Raw genomic sequence first — 14340 nt, 5'->3', positions numbered from 1 at the left:
GTGGGTTGCTCAAGTCCGCCCGCAACAAGCCCAAGGACCCAGAGGGGCGGATGCCCCTGGTGGAGCACCTGCGCGAGCTGCGCAACCGGCTGGTCAAGGCGCTGTTCGCCATTGTGCCGTTGACGGTTCTGGCACTGTTCTTCGCGAAGGACATCGCGGAGTTCATCAGCGCGCCGGTGCCGACATGCCTTGAGACGGAAGCGGCCGCGCAGGAGGGCCGCTGTGCCGTGCTGTCCCAGATGGGACTCACCTCGCCGTTCACCACGTACATGAAGGTGTCGCTCGTGGCCGCGCTGATCGCGGCGGCGCCGGTGTGGCTCTACCAGCTCTGGGCCTTCGTCGCGCCGGGACTGCACAGGAACGAGAAGAAGTACGCGCTCACCGTGGTGAGCATCGGTACACCTCTCTTCCTCCTCGGCGCCTATCTCGCGCACTGGATCCTGCCCTTCGCCGTGCGGACCCTGCTGGGCTTCAGCATCGCCGGCTCGGTCAACTACATCACCGTCGACGACATGATCGACATCTCGGTCAAGCTGACCGTCGCCTTCGGTCTGGCCTTCCAGCTGCCGATCGTGCTGTCCCTGCTGAACGTCGGCGGCGTTGTCAGCGGGCGGCGGATGCTGGGCTGGTGGCGCCCCATGGTGATGATCATCGCCGTGTTCGCGGCGCTGGTGACGCCCACCGACCCGGTGTCCATGATCGCCCTCGCGGTGCCCATGACCGCGCTCTACTTCGGTGCCGTCGCCTTCTCCCTGATCAACGACCGCCGTCGGGCCCGTGCCCGGGGCCCCGAGCTGAGCGACGACGAGGCGTCCGACCTCGACCTCACGCCCGAGGCCATCGGTGAGGTCGAGACGGTCTCGGCCGGACGGGCCGCCCTGCCGCAGCAGGCGGATTCCGACCATGACCGGATCAACGGCTACGACGACGTGACCTGACGAGCGCGAGAAAGAACACCTCCGAAAGGCCATGCGCGGCCGGTGCGTCCCCGTGACGCACCGGCCGCGCCCGCGTCACAGCCGCACCACGCGGCCGAATGCCGGACCGGGCCGCCCAGCCGCACGGACCCCCGGCCCGGACAGCGATCCGGATATTGATCGTCCTGTTGTCAGTGAGGGCCGGTAACCTCGAAAGCACGATGACAGAGGACCTCTCCCCGGCCGAGCGGTACGCGGCAGCCCGTCAGCGGGCTGCCGAGCAGGCCACCGCGCTCGCCTCCTTCCGCGAGATGTACGACTTCGGCCTCGACCCCTTCCAGATCGAGGCCTGCCAGGCGCTCGAAGCGGGGAAGGGCGTGCTCGTGGCCGCCCCCACCGGCTCCGGCAAGACGATCGTCGGCGAGTTCGCCGTCCACCTCGCCCTGAGCCAGGGCAGGAAGTGCTTCTACACGACACCCATCAAGGCGCTGTCGAACCAGAAGTACACCGACCTGTGCCGCCGTTACGGCGCGGACAGGGTCGGCCTGCTCACCGGTGACAACAGCGTCAACTCCGACGCCCCGGTGGTCGTGATGACCACCGAGGTGCTGCGGAACATGCTGTACGCGGGCTCGCAGACCCTCCTCGGCCTCGGCCATGTGGTCATGGACGAGGTGCACTACCTCTCGGACCGCTTCCGCGGCGCCGTCTGGGAGGAAGTGATCATCCACCTGCCCGAGTCCGTGACCCTGGTCTCACTGTCGGCGACGGTGTCGAACGCCGAGGAGTTCGGCGACTGGCTCGACACCGTGCGCGGCCACACCGAGGTCATCGTCTCCGAGCACCGGCCCGTGCCGCTGTTCCAGCACGTGCTGGCCGGGCGGCGGATGTACGACCTCTTCGAGGAGGGCGAGGGCCACAAGAAGGCCGTCAACCCCGACCTCACGCGCATGGCGCGCATGGAGGCCAGCCGCCCCTCGTTCCAGGACCGCAGACGGGGCCGCAACATGCGCGAGGCCGACCGTGAGCGGGAGCGCAGACAGCGTACGCGCGTGTGGATCCCGAGCCGGCCCGAGGTCATCGAACGGCTCGACGCCGAGGGCCTGTTGCCCGCCATCACGTTCATCTTCAGCCGCGCGGCCTGCGAGGCGGCCGTCCAGCAGTGCCTGTACGCCGGGCTCAGGCTGAACGACGAGGAGGCGCGGGACCGGGTCCGTGCCCTCGTCGAGGAGCGCACGGCCACCATCCCGCCCGAGGACCTGCACGTCCTCGGGTACTACGAGTGGCTGGAAGGCCTGGAGCGCGGCATCGCGGCCCATCACGCGGGCATGCTGCCGACGTTCAAGGAGGTCGTCGAGGAACTGTTCGTACGCGGCCTGGTCAAGGCCGTGTTCGCCACCGAGACCCTCGCGCTCGGCATCAACATGCCCGCCCGCTCGGTGGTGCTGGAGAAACTCGTCAAGTGGAACGGCGAGCAGCACGCCGACATCACCCCCGGCGAGTACACCCAGTTGACCGGCCGCGCCGGCCGCCGCGGCATCGATGTCGAGGGCCACGCGGTCGTGCTGTGGCAGCGCGGCATGAACCCCGACCACCTGGCCGGGCTCGCGGGCACACGCACCTATCCGCTGCGGTCCAGCTTCAAGCCGTCGTACAACATGGCGGTGAACCTGGTCGAGCAGTTCGGGCGGCACCGCTCGCGCGAGCTGCTGGAGACGTCCTTCGCACAGTTCCAGGCCGACAAGTCGGTCGTCGGGATCTCCCGCCAGGTGCAGCGCAACGAGGAGGGGCTGGAGGGCTACAAGGACTCCATGACCTGCCACCTCGGGAACTTCGAGGAGTACGCGCGGCTGCGCCGCGAGCTGAAGGACCGCGAGACCGAACTCGCCAAGCAGGGCGCGGCCCAGCGGCGCGCCGAGGCGGCCGTGGCCCTGGAGAAGCTCAAGCCGGGCGACGTCATCCATGTCCCGACCGGCAAGTACGCGGGCCTGGCACTGGTCCTGGACCCCGGGCTGCCCGCCGGGCGGTCCAACGGCCACCGCGGCTTCGAGTACCACGACGGCCCCCGCCCGCTCGTCCTCACCGCCGAGCGCCAGGTCAAGCGGCTGGCGTCCATCGACTTCCCGGTGCCCGTCGAGGCCCTGGAGCGGATGCGGATCCCCAAGTCGTTCAACCCGCGCTCGCCCCAGTCCCGCCGGGACCTGGCCTCGGCCCTGCGAACCAAGGCCGGGCACCACGTCCCCGACCGGCACCGCAAGAAGCGCTCCGCGGCCGCCGACGACCGCGAGATCGCCCGGCTGCGCGCCGAACTCCGCGTCCACCCCTGCCACGGGTGCGACGACCGTGAGGACCACGCCCGCTGGGCCGAGCGCTACCACCGGCTCAAGCGGGACACCGCCCAGCTGGAGCGCCGTATCGAGGGCCGCACGAACACCATCGCGCGGACCTTCGACCGTATCGTCGCGCTGCTGACGGAGCTGGACTACCTGCGCGGCGACGAGGTCACCGAGCACGGCAAGCGGCTCGCCCGCCTCTACGGCGAACTCGACCTCCTCGCCAGCGAATGCCTGCGCGCCGGCGTCTGGGAGGGCCTCGGCCCCGCCGAACTCGCCGCCTGCGTCTCGGCGCTGGTCTACGAGGCCCGCGTCGGCGACGACGCGCTGGCACCCAAGCTCCCCTCCGGCAAGGCCAAGGCCGCGCTCGGCGAGATGGTCCGCATCTGGGGCCGCCTCGACGGCCTGGAGGAGGAGTTCCGCATCACCCAGTCCGAGGGCGTCGGCCAGCGCGAACCCGACCTCGGCTTCGCCTGGGCCGCCTACATGTGGGCCTCCGGCTCGGGCCTCGACGAGGTCCTCCGTGACGCCGAGATGCCCGCCGGCGACTTCGTGCGCTGGTGCAAGCAGGTCATCGACGTGCTGGGGCAGATCTCGGCGGCGGCTCCCGCGGGGTCGACGGTGGCGAAGAGTGCGCGCAAGGCGGTGGACGGGCTGTTGCGCGGGGTGGTGGCGTACTCGTCGGTGGGGTGAGGACCCGGAGGGAGAGCGCCCAGGCCGCCCACCGGCACCTCGTCCGGTGTCGCCACCGGCACCGAGATCGCGGGCGCACCGGTGGCCACCGCGGACCGTAGCAGCGCGCCGTCGGCGCGAGCGGCCCACGAGCGCCGGCTCGCGTCGGCGATTCAGGAACGCCCGCCGGCCTCCGTACGCCGTGATGTCGGGCGCGCCCTGCACCGCCTCGGACTCGCAGAGGAAGCCGGATGCGTGGGTGCCGTCGGCCAGCTCCACCCGGCCGAGGGCCATCGGGCGGGGAAGCGCGGCGAGGAGGCGGCCGAGGCCCTCGGCCGGGAGACGCCACACTTCGGTCGCCGAGGTAGGCGTTCCACTGGACCTTGACCGTGTCGGCGACGTTGAGCCGTTCCCAGGGCCGGTCGGCGACGAAGAGGAGCAGGTGGGCGCAGGCGTCGCCGTGCGGGTCGGTCAGCCGCAGCTCCGTGCCGCGGGCCAGCACCCTGTGCGTGTGGTTGCCGCCCGCCACCGTCTCGGCCCACACGAGATGTCCCGCCCGGCACGGCAGGGTCGGCCACGCGCTCGCCGGCGCGACGGGCATCGCCTCGGCCCGGGCTCCCTCCTGTGCGCGCGCATGGTCACGGACTCCGTACGTGGTCGCTGTCGCCATCGCCTGGCCTCCGGCTGCTCCGGTGATTGCCGTGATGATTTCTGTCGCCCGCCAGAAATTAGGCCACCGCCGGGTCGCGGCCGTGTCCCGAGGGCTGCCGGTCCGTTGCCGATCCCTCACGGAAATCGCCCGACGCGGTGCGGCACTTGGGGTGGGGATCGGTCGGCGGACCCCCACCCCTCGCTCAGTTGTCGCGGCGGACGGGCGGCGGGGCCTCGTACGAGGGGTCCAGCTCCTGGACGGCGCGGAAGGTGCCGCCGAGCGCCTTCACCAGCGGCTCGCGCTGCCCCCGCGCCCCTCGGGCTCGGTCCGAGATCGCCCCGCACCCCCGTGTGCGAGGATCGAACACAGGGGAAGCAGCGGTGGGCGCCGGGTCGGCAGGCCGCGGGCCGAGCAGCGGCCGGACAGCGGGCTGTCGCCGCGTGACGAACTGCTCGCCGCCGCCGCGGAGTTGTTCACGACGCGCGGATACGCCGCCACGACCACCCGGGCCGTCGCCGAGCGGGCCGGGATGCGCCAGGCGTCCATGTACCACTACGTCTCCGGCAAGGAGGACCTGCTCGCCGAGCTGCTGGAGTCCACGGTCACGCCCTCCCTGACGCTGGCCAGGCGGCTCCTCGCCGAGGACGCGACCCCGGCCGAGGACCGGCTGGGGGAGCTGTGCCGCACCGATGTGCGGCTGCTCTGCGGCCGCCCGCACAACCTGGGTGTGCTCTACCTGCTGCCCGAGGTGCGCGCCGAACGCTTCGCCGGCTTCCATGCCGTACGGGCCGAACTCAAGGACACCTACCGGCAGCTGCTCGCCGCCACGGCCGCCGGCGGCGCGCTCGCCAAGAGCGAGCTGGACCTGCGTACGGACCTGGTGTTCGGGCTGATCGAGGGGGTCATCCTCGTCCACCGGTCCGATCCGGAGCGGCCGGTGTCGGCGTTCGCGGAGGCCACGGTGGACGCGGCGCTCCGTATCGCCGGAATCTGAGGCGGCCCGCGTCACCCGACGCGCTTCCCTCCGTCGAGGGGTGCTTTTTCGCATGTCCGTTCGCCGTCACCCACCGTGTGCGAATGAAGGCTGAGCGTATAAATGGGGACGAGCGTACTCCTGTCTCGAGGGCGATTTCAGGCGCTTGCTGAATATGACACAGCGATGATCCGGTCGGACTAAGCTCGCCCGCAGCGCACCGAGTTGAGGTGTATTCGTGCGCTTGTTCCCAAAAATACCGAAGATCCAGTTTGAACCACGGATAAACCCCAGCAAGTCCCCCGACCTCCAGCCGATTTGTCACAGAGGGCATACATGGTGAGTGTTCAATCGCCTCCCAGTGGCCGTGAACGTCCCTACGCGCGCGTGCTGTTGTTGCCGGCGATACTGATGGCCGCGGCGACCGGAAGCGCCGTCGCCCTGGTGACGGGCCCGGCCCGGACCGCCGTAGGCTGGTGCGGAGCCGTCGCGACGCTCCTGGTCGTCGCGGTCACGGCCGAAGCCGTCCGCCGCGGCCGCCACATGGCGTCCCTGCGCACCGAGATCGAGCGCCGGACCGCGTATCTGCAACAGCGCGTCGCCTCCCACGACGAGGAGTTCATCCGTCTGGGGAGGGAGATCCTCCCCGCGATGCTGGACATGCTGCGCAGCGGCGATTCCCCCTCAGAGGTGATTCGCCTGGGCATCGACGGTGACCCCAGGTACCGCGAACTGCCCGACTCGCAGCGGCATGTGCTCCGCACGATCCTCGACCTCGTCGAGCGCGAGGAGGCCATGCGCGACTCCGGGCAGCGCGCCTTCGTCAACGTCGCCCGGCGCGTCCAGGCGATCGTCCACCAACAGGCCAAGGAACTCCGGGAGATGGAGGAGGACCACGGCCGCAACCCCGAGGTCTTCGACGACCTCCTGCGCATCGACCACGGCAACGCGCTGATCGGCCGCCTCGCCGACTCCATCGCCGTCCTCGGCGGCGGCCGCCCCGGACGCCAGTGGCCCGCGCCCGTTCCGCTGTACAGCGTGCTGCGCGGCGCCATGTGCCGCATCCTGGAGTACCGCCGGATCGACCTGAGCTCCATCGCCAAGGTCAACGTCGCGGGAGTGTCCGTCGAGCCGCTCATCCACGCGCTCGCCGAACTCCTCGACAACGCCACCCGCTACTCGCCGCCGCAGACCAAGGTGCACGTCACCGCCACCGAGGTGCAGACCGGCATCGCCATCGAGATCGAGGACGGCGGCGTCAGCCTCAGTGAGGAGTCCCGCGCCAAGGCCGAGGGCATGCTCGCCCGCGCCCAGGTCGGCATGGACTTCCAGGACCTCGGCGACGCCCCGCGCCTCGGCCTCGCCGTCGTCGGCCGGCTGTCGACGATGTACAAGATGCAGGTCTCGCTGCGGCAGTCCGCGTACGGCGGCGTCCGCGCCGTACTCATCGCACCGCGCGAGATGCTCACCGACGAGCCCGCTCCCGGTCTCGCCCACGGCATCGGCATCACCGCCGTACCGACCCTGGACACCGGCGGTGTCAAGGCACCCGAGCGCTCGCAGAAGAAGCGCAAACCGACCACGGGCCCGCGCATCCCCAGCTCGGCGGAAGTCCTCAGGATGGAGGACGACGTCCCCGTCGTCACCGAGTGGACGCCGAACGGCCTGCCGCAGCGCCGCAGCCGGACGAAGATCTCGCTCAGCCAGGAGTACGCCGAGGCGGCCGCCGCCGAAGCCGCGGCCGAGGCCGCCATGGCCGCCGCGCCCGTGTGGGAGCCCGAGCCCGCGCCGAAGAAGGAGCAGCCGCCGCCCGGCCTGTGGGTGGAGGCCTTCATGGAAGGACTCAAGCGTCCCTCGGACCCAGGCGCCTTCACCAGGAACCCGGACGACCCGACCTACTCGACCGCGAACGACGAGTCGGCCTCTGCGGAGACCGACGACGAGGGGGACCTCAAGTGATCCAGCAGCGAGCCAACTTCGACTGGATGCTCAAGGATCTTGCCGACGGCGTACCGGGCATCCAGCAGATCGTGGTGCTCTCGGCCGACGGACTGCGTATCGCCCGCCACGGCGGCGACCCGGACGCCGCCGACCGCGTCGCCGCGGCCTGCGCGGGGCTGCAGAGCCTGGCCGCCGCCGTCGCCACCGAGATCCCGCGGAGCGACGGTGAGATGCGCATGGTCATCATCGAGATCAACGGCGGTTACTTCTACATGATGTCCGCCGGTGCCAACGCCTATCTCGCGGTGCTCGCCAACGAGATCGCCGAACCCGGGCTGATGAGCAACCGCATGCGCGACCTCGTCGACCGGATCGGCTCCCACCTGACGAGCCCGCCCCGGCGCAACGGGCAGACCGTATGACGCCTCCGAAACGCCAGCGGCGTCACCCCCAGCAAGAACCCCCGCCGCCGCCCGAGGAATTCTCCGAGGCCGGTCCCCAGGACGGCAAGGATGAGAAGAACCCCGAGCGGTTGTACGTCCTCACCGGCTCGGGCGAGAGCGGCGAGCGGGCCGAGATCGACCTGGTCACGTTAATCGTGGCGCGCGCCGATCCGCCGCCGTCCGCCCCGCCGGAGCAGTCGGCGCTGCTCCGGATCTGTCAGGCGCCTCTTTCCGTGGCCGAGATCTCGGCCTATCTCAGCCTGCCGTTCAGTGTGGTGACGGTCCTGCTCACCGACCTGCTGACGGCCGAACTGGTACAGGCACGTGCGCCGGTCGTCCGCCAGGCGCGGGCCGACCGTTCCCTCCTCGAAGCGGTGATGCATGGACTTCAAAAACTCTGACACCATCACGGGCCCACGGACCGAGGACCATCTGCCGCACACGGCGGAGGCCGCGGTGAAGATCGTGATCGTGGGCGGTTTCGGAGTCGGCAAGACGACCATGGTCGGTTCCGTCAGCGAGATCAGGCCGCTGACGACCGAGGAGACCATGACGCAGGCCGGCGTCGGAGTCGACGACAACTTCGGCTCCGCGTCCAAGACGGCCACCACCGTCGCCATGGACTTCGGCCGCATCAGCATCACGGATCAGCTGGTGCTCTATCTCTTCGGCACGCCCGGCCAGGAACGCTTCTGGTTCCTGTGGAACGGGCTGTTCGAGGGCGCGCTCGGCGCGGTCGTCCTGATCGACACCCGCAGGCTCGAAGTCAGCTTCGACGTCATCGGCCGCCTGGAGGAGCGCCGGGTGCCCTTCGTCATCGCGGTCAACGACTTCCCGGACGCGCCCGGTTACCCCGTCGAGGAACTCCGCCAGGCGCTCGACCTGCCCGAGGACATCCCCATCGTCCGCTGCGACGCGCGGCGCCGGGCCTCCAGCCGCGACGTCCTGATGACGCTGATGACCTTCCTGCACTCCCTGGCGATGTCACGGAACTCGGCGTAGGCCGCGTACCCCCTCTGTCCCACCCCCTGACACCGGAACCCTTTCAGTTCAGTTCGGAGCGACCATCGTGACGCCTGAATCACACTCCCTGACCGGCACGGACGACCCGATGCTCGGGCCGCCCCCCGGCTGCCCCGCCCACGGCACGGGCCCCGGCGGGCTGCGCCGGCTGTACGGCCCCGACGCGGAGGACCTGGGAGCCGTGTACGACAAACTCCGCGCCGAGCACGGCGCCGTGGCCCCCGCGCTGCTCCACGACGACGTGCCGGTCTGGGTGGTGCTCGGCCACAGCGAGAACATGCACATGGTGCGCACCCCCTCGCAGTACTGCCGCGACAGCCGCATCTGGAACAAGCTCCAGGACGGCTCGGTCAAACCCGACCACCCGTACATGCCGCACATCGCCTGGCAGCCCATCTGCTCCCACGCCGAGGGCGACGAGCATCTGCGGCTGCGCGGCGCGGTCACCGGCGCCATGTCGACGATCGACCACCGCGGTATCCGCCGCTACATCAACCGCGCGACCCAGCGCCTGGTGAACGAGTTCTGCGAGGAGGGCAAGGCCGACCTCGTCAGCCAGTTCGCGGAGCACCTGCCGATGGCGGTGCTGTGCGAGATCCTCGGCATGCCCGAGGAGTACAACGAGCGGCTGGTGGAGTCCGCCCGCGACGCGCTCAAGGGCACCGAGACCGCGATCGCCAGCAACACCTACGTGATGGACGCGCTGACACGGCTCACCACCCGCCGCCGGGCCGAACCCAAGGAGGACTTCGCCAGCTACCTCGTCAAGCACCCGGCCGGGCTCAACGACGAGGAGATCAGTCAGCACCTGCGCGTCGTGCTGTACGCCGCGTACGAGGCCACCGCCAACCTGATCGCCAACGTGCTGCGCATGGTCCTCACCGACCCGCGGTTCCGCGCCCAGCTGAACGGCGGCCAGATGACGGTGCCCGAGGCGGTCGAGCAGTCCCTGTGGGACGAGCCGCCGTTCAGCACGGTCTTCGCCTACTTCGCCAAGCAGGAGACGGAGCTGGGCGGTCAGCGCATCCGCAAGGGCGACGGGCTGCTCTTCGGGATCGCGCCGGGCAACGTGGACCCGCGCGTCCGCCCCGACCTCACCGCCAACATGCAGGGCAACCGCTCCCACCTCGCCTTCGGCGGCGGTCCGCACGAGTGCCCGGGCCAGGACATCGGCCGCGCCATCGCCGACGTCGGCGTGGACGCGCTGCTGATGCGGCTGCCGGACATCCAGCTCGCCTGTGACGAGGACGAGCTGAGCTGGCGGGCCTCGATCGCGACCCGGCATCTGGTGGAGCTTCCGGTGACGTTCGTGCCGAAGCCCCAGCAGGACGTCATGCAGCGGCCCTCCGTCAATCCGATGCCGCAGCAGCGCCCGGGCAACTGGCACGTCTCGACTCCCGAGTCGCAGCCCCGGACGGCAGCTCCGCAGCCCGTCGCCCCCGAACCGGCGCCACCGGCCCCCGGGCCAGGCCGCCGACTCGGCGCCTGGCAGCGCTTCCTGCGCTGGTGGCGCGGCTACTGAGCCGGCCTCGTACGGCTACTGAGCCCACTCTTCGTACGACGACCAGGACCTCAGTACCCGCCCGCTCACGAACCGGTGTTCGCGCCCCGTGACCGGATCGGTGAACTCCAGCACCCGCGCCAGCAGTTGGAGCGGACGCCGGAAGTCATCGGCCGCCACGGGGCCGGTCACCACCGGATACAGCGGATCGCCGAGGACCGGCACCCCCAACGCGCTCATGTGCACCCGCAGTTGGTGCGTCTGCCCGGTACGGGGGATCAGCCGGTACCGCGCCAACCCTCTTCGGTGCTCCAGCAGTTCGACCCGGCTGACGGCATTCGGCTCGCCCGTTGCTACCTCGCGGGCCGCCATGACCCCGCGCTCCTTCACGATCCGGCTGCGGACGGTGCGCGGCAGGGCCAGCTCCGGGTCGTACGGGGCCACGGCCTCGTACTCCTTGACGACCCGCCGGTCGCGGAACAGCGACTGGTACGCGCCGCGCTCCTCGGGCCGTACGGTGAACAGCACCAGCCCCGCCGTGAGCCGGTCCAGCCGGTGCGCGGCGCCGAGCGCCGGCACCCCCAGCTCCCGCCGCAGCCGCGCCAGCGCGGTCTGGGCGACATGGCTGCCGCGCGGGGTCGTGGCCAGGAAGTGCGGCTTGTCGGCCACGACGATGTGCTCGTCGCGGTACACGACCTCCAGCGCGAACGGCACCCGCACCTCGTCGGGCAACTCCCGGTGGTACCACACGAACATACCCGGCACGTACACCCTGTCGCGCCGCACGGGCCGCCCCTCGGCGTCCACGATCCGCCCCGCGTCGAGCATCCCGTCGATCACCCCGGGCCCCGCCGCGAGCCGCTCCACGAGATGGTCCCGCACGGTCGCCCACGCCTCACCGGGCGGCAGCTTCACCCGCACCGGGTCCACCCCGTCGCGCTGGGGGAGGGGGGAGGGCGGGATACGGGGTCTGCGTCTCATCACGATCAAGCGTACGAGGCCGGGCGGGGCGGGCAGGACGGGCGGGGCTGGCGGAAAACCGTTGAGCCCGCCCGGAATCCCGCTGGCAGGATGCGGATCATGCCCTTACTCATCAGCGACATCCTGCCCGCCGGAATCCTCGCCCAGCAGCCCCAGCCCACCCTCCCCACCGGCGACGGACTTCTCCTGCGCCCCTGGAGGGCCGAGGACGCACCCGCCGTCCACGAGGCGTTCCAGGACCCGCTCCTGCACCAGTGGCACATCCGCAGGGCCGACTCGGAGGACGAGGTGCGCGGCTGGATCGACGAGTGGCAGCGGGCGTGGGGCAAGGAACAGAGCGTCCAGTGGGCCGTCGCCGACGCGGACACCGACCGGCTCATGGGGCGCGTGGCCCTGCGGAGCATCGAGCTCAACGAGGGCACGGCCGAGGTCGCGTACTGGACCGTGGCCGCGGCCCGCGGGCAGGGCGTCGCCGCTCGCGCCACGACCACCCTCGCCCGCTGGGCGCTCGACGAGACCGGCTTCCACCGCCTCGAACTCCTGCACTCCACCCGCAACGAGGCCTCCTGCCGCGTCGCCACCAGGACCGGCTTCGCCGTGGAGGGCACCAAGCGCAGCGCCCTCCTCCACCCCGACGGCTGGCACGACATGCACCTGCACGCGCGCGTACGGGGCGACCAGTCCCAGGAGGGTGCGACCTCCTGAACGGCGGCTTCCGCCCCGGTGCCCGAGCCGGCGGCCCGCCTCCGGTATGCCTGGTACGCGGCGCCCAGCACGACGGTCACGCCCAGGAACAGCACCGTGAACCCCTGGAAATACCAGTGCCCGCCCGCCGGGCCGTACACCTCGGCGCGTGGCCAGGCCAGGTTGACGGTCATGAAGAGGCCGTAGAGGAGGGCAAGGGCGTTGACGGGGAAGCCCCAGCGGCCGAGGGAGAACAGGGGCCTGCCCGTCTCGTCGGTGCCGTCGGCGGTGAAGGTGCCCCGGAGTCGCTGTACCAGCAGGGGGCCGGTGACCATCGCGTACGCCAGGTACAGCATCACGATGCACGTGGAGCCGATGGCCAGGAAGGCTTCCGACGAGGCGAAGTTGAGGAGCAGCAGGGCGGCCGCGAAGGGTGCCGACGGCCAGGGCGGGGGCGATCGGCATTCCGGTGCGGGTGTTGACCTTGGTGAGCCGCCCGGCGAAGGGGAGCCGGCCGTCGCGGGCCATGGAGAAGAGCATGCGGCTGGCCGATATCTGGATGGCGAGCGTGGCCACTGTGACCGCGACCACCACGTCGGCCGGCAGGACGCGGCCGACGCCGTCGCCGAGGCTGCTGGTCAGGACGTAACTCAGGCCGTCGGCGGCCAGGTTCCCGTCCGTGAGGCTGGGCGCGGAGAGCAGACCGCCGAGGACGATGAGGCCGCCGAGCAGACCGGCCGCGCCGAGCGCCGTCAGGATGGTGCGGGGCACGGTACGGCGCGGGTTGCGGGTCTCCTCGCTCATCTCGCCCGCGCTGTCGGAGCCGATCATCACGTGCTGCCCTCGGCCGACTCGGACGTGATGCCGGGGGTGCGCTCGGAGTGGGTCAGCAGGAGCACGATGATCAGGACCGCGCCGATGATCTCGGCGGTGACGCCGACACGGTTGATCCAGGACATCACGCGGTTGTCGACAACCTCTGCTTTCGCACTGCGGCGAGAGAGTTCCTGTCGGGCGACAGAAATTAGGGAGAGGCTGTTTCGCGGGCGTCACGCGGTGGTGTCGGGGGCGGGCCAAACGCGACACATCGTGTGTATTGGCGCGGCTACCAGCCCGCCGTATCGGCGTCCGTGCGGCGACGGGGGCGTCGTGGTGCCCGCGCTCGGCTCCACCGTGCGGGCGGCGTGCTCTTCCGGGGCGGGGTACTCCTCGCGCTCGCCGTGGAGGCGGTGGGGCTGTCCATGCGGACGCTCCGGCCCTGCCCGGCGGTCGGCTTGGCGTGCCGTGTGCGGCAGCCTCACGCGGAGGCCGCCACCCGGCGGCAGACACATGGGGGCGCCCCTTACGCCGATGTACCCGCCGACGTGCCGTCCTGCTCCGCCTCCACCCGTGCGTTCCAGTCCCGCTTGGCCGCCTGCCAGCCGTCCTCGTTGTGGCCGAGCCGCCAGTACCCGGAGATCGACAGGTCCTCGCGCGGAATCTGGCGCTCGACCCGCAGCAGGCGGCGCAGCTCCTTCACGAAGCCGGCCTCGCCGTGGACGAAGGCGTGCGGGCGGCCCTCGGGGAACCGCAGGGCACGTACGGCCTCGACCAGCGTCTCGCCGAGGGGACGGTCGCCGCGGTGCAGCCAGACGACGTCCACGTCGCAGGCGATCTTCTGCTCCTCCTCGGGTCCGGAGACCTCGACGAAGGCGTACGCCCGGGCGCCGTCGGGCAGCGCCTCCAGTGAGGCGGCGATCGCGGGCAGCGCGCTCTCGTCACCGGCGAGGAGATGCCAGTCGGCGGCCGGGTCGGGCGCGTACGCTCCACCCGGGCCCAGGAACCGGACGGTCTCGCCCGGCTGGACCCGCGTGGCCCACGGGCCGGCGAGCCCCTCGTCGCCGTGGATCACGAAGTCCAGGGTGAGTTCCCGCAGCTCGGGGTCCCAGGCGCGCACGGTGTACGTCCGGGTCACGGGCCACTGCTCGCGGGGGAACTCGGCACGGATCCGCTCCATGTCGAAGGGCTCCGGGTAGTGCACGCCCTCGGGCCCGAACAGCAGCTTCACATAGTGGTCGGTGCTGTCGCGCGTGGCGAACTCGGAGAGGCCGTCGCCGCCGAGGACGACGCGCTGCATGTGCGGCGTGAGCCGTTCGGTACGGACGACTTGCGCGGAGTGGGGCTTCGGGGTCCTGCGTGCCGGACGCTCTGCCATGACGGCCTCCCAAGTACCTAGCTAAG

General features: G+C 71.0%; 11 protein-coding genes and 4 pseudogenes. 9 read left to right on the top strand and 6 right to left on the bottom strand.

What is annotated here, in order from left to right:
• Positions 1–5 precede the first annotated feature (5 nt).
• On the top strand, positions 6–938 hold the full coding sequence (gene tatC / locus ACWD3C_RS32870) for a twin-arginine translocase subunit TatC (protein WP_451149819.1): 933 nt from the start codon (positions 6–8) through the stop codon (positions 936–938).
• Between the two features lie 155 nt (positions 939–1093).
• Positions 1094–3943, top strand: coding sequence for a DEAD/DEAH box helicase (locus ACWD3C_RS32865; RefSeq protein WP_451149846.1), 2850 nt, complete (start codon positions 1094–1096; stop codon positions 3941–3943).
• A gap of 147 nt (positions 3944–4090) precedes the next feature.
• Here ACWD3C_RS32865 and ACWD3C_RS32860 read toward each other — a convergent pair.
• From ACWD3C_RS32860 to ACWD3C_RS32850, 3 pseudogenes are all read right to left on the bottom strand, one after another.
• A pseudogene (locus ACWD3C_RS32860) lies at positions 4091–4279 on the bottom strand (allophanate hydrolase-related protein); the annotation flags it as partial.
• Positions 4278–4592 (bottom strand): annotated as a pseudogene (locus ACWD3C_RS32855) (DUF1989 domain-containing protein); the annotation flags it as partial. The pseudogenes ACWD3C_RS32855 and ACWD3C_RS32860, both read right to left, overlap by 2 nt.
• A 184-nt stretch (positions 4593–4776) precedes the next feature.
• Positions 4777–4875: pseudogene (locus ACWD3C_RS32850) on the bottom strand (TetR family transcriptional regulator); the annotation flags it as partial.
• 57 nt (positions 4876–4932) lie between these two features.
• On the opposite strand from ACWD3C_RS32850, the gene ACWD3C_RS32845 reads away from it, so the two are divergent.
• The 6 genes from ACWD3C_RS32845 to ACWD3C_RS32820 all read left to right on the top strand — a co-directional run bounded on the left by ACWD3C_RS32845 (position 4933) and on the right by ACWD3C_RS32820 (position 10476).
• Positions 4933–5568, top strand: coding sequence for a TetR/AcrR family transcriptional regulator (locus ACWD3C_RS32845; protein WP_451149845.1), 636 nt, complete (start codon positions 4933–4935; stop codon positions 5566–5568).
• Between the two features lie 315 nt (positions 5569–5883).
• Positions 5884–7506: a sensor histidine kinase gene (locus tag ACWD3C_RS32840; RefSeq protein WP_451149818.1), complete on the top strand. Its 1623-nt coding sequence runs from the start codon at positions 5884–5886 to the stop codon at positions 7504–7506.
• Complete coding sequence (locus tag ACWD3C_RS32835; RefSeq protein WP_451149817.1) at positions 7503–7910, top strand: roadblock/LC7 domain-containing protein; 408 nt, start codon at positions 7503–7505, stop codon at positions 7908–7910. The genes ACWD3C_RS32840 and ACWD3C_RS32835 overlap by 4 nt, the downstream gene beginning before the upstream one ends.
• Positions 7907–8332: a DUF742 domain-containing protein gene (locus tag ACWD3C_RS32830; protein WP_451149816.1), complete on the top strand. Its 426-nt coding sequence runs from the start codon at positions 7907–7909 to the stop codon at positions 8330–8332. Before ACWD3C_RS32835 ends, ACWD3C_RS32830 begins: the two co-directional genes overlap by 4 nt.
• Complete coding sequence (locus ACWD3C_RS32825; RefSeq protein ID WP_451149815.1) at positions 8313–8933, top strand: GTP-binding protein; 621 nt, start codon at positions 8313–8315, stop codon at positions 8931–8933. Before ACWD3C_RS32830 ends, ACWD3C_RS32825 begins: the two co-directional genes overlap by 20 nt.
• Before the next feature lie 67 nt (positions 8934–9000).
• Positions 9001–10476 (top strand): cytochrome P450, encoded by a 1476-nt coding sequence (locus ACWD3C_RS32820; protein ID WP_451149814.1) that lies wholly within the window; start codon positions 9001–9003, stop codon positions 10474–10476.
• A gap of 15 nt (positions 10477–10491) precedes the next feature.
• Here ACWD3C_RS32820 and ACWD3C_RS32815 read toward each other — a convergent pair whose 3' ends face one another.
• On the bottom strand, positions 10492–11436 hold the full coding sequence (locus ACWD3C_RS32815) for an RluA family pseudouridine synthase (protein ID WP_451149813.1): 945 nt from the start codon (positions 11434–11436) through the stop codon (positions 10492–10494).
• 90 nt (positions 11437–11526) lie between these two features.
• Between ACWD3C_RS32815 and ACWD3C_RS32810 the strand changes: the two genes are divergently transcribed.
• Entirely contained in the window at positions 11527–12141 is a 615-nt protein-coding gene (locus ACWD3C_RS32810; protein WP_451149812.1) for a GNAT family N-acetyltransferase, read from the top strand.
• Positions 12142–12164: 23 nt separating this feature from the next.
• On the opposite strand, the pseudogene ACWD3C_RS32805 reads toward ACWD3C_RS32810, so the two are convergent.
• Positions 12165–13097, bottom strand: a pseudogene (locus ACWD3C_RS32805) (APC family permease); the annotation flags it as partial.
• Positions 13098–13462: 365 nt separating this feature from the next.
• Positions 13463–14314 (bottom strand): siderophore-interacting protein, encoded by an 852-nt coding sequence (locus ACWD3C_RS32800; RefSeq protein ID WP_451149811.1) that lies wholly within the window; start codon positions 14312–14314, stop codon positions 13463–13465.
• Positions 14315–14340 lie beyond the last annotated feature (26 nt).

The sequence above is a fragment of the Streptomyces sp. NPDC002845 genome, assembly GCF_053591955.1.
The sequence above is the reverse complement of the archived record's forward strand: the minus strand, read 5'-3'. Positions and strand labels throughout refer to the sequence as shown.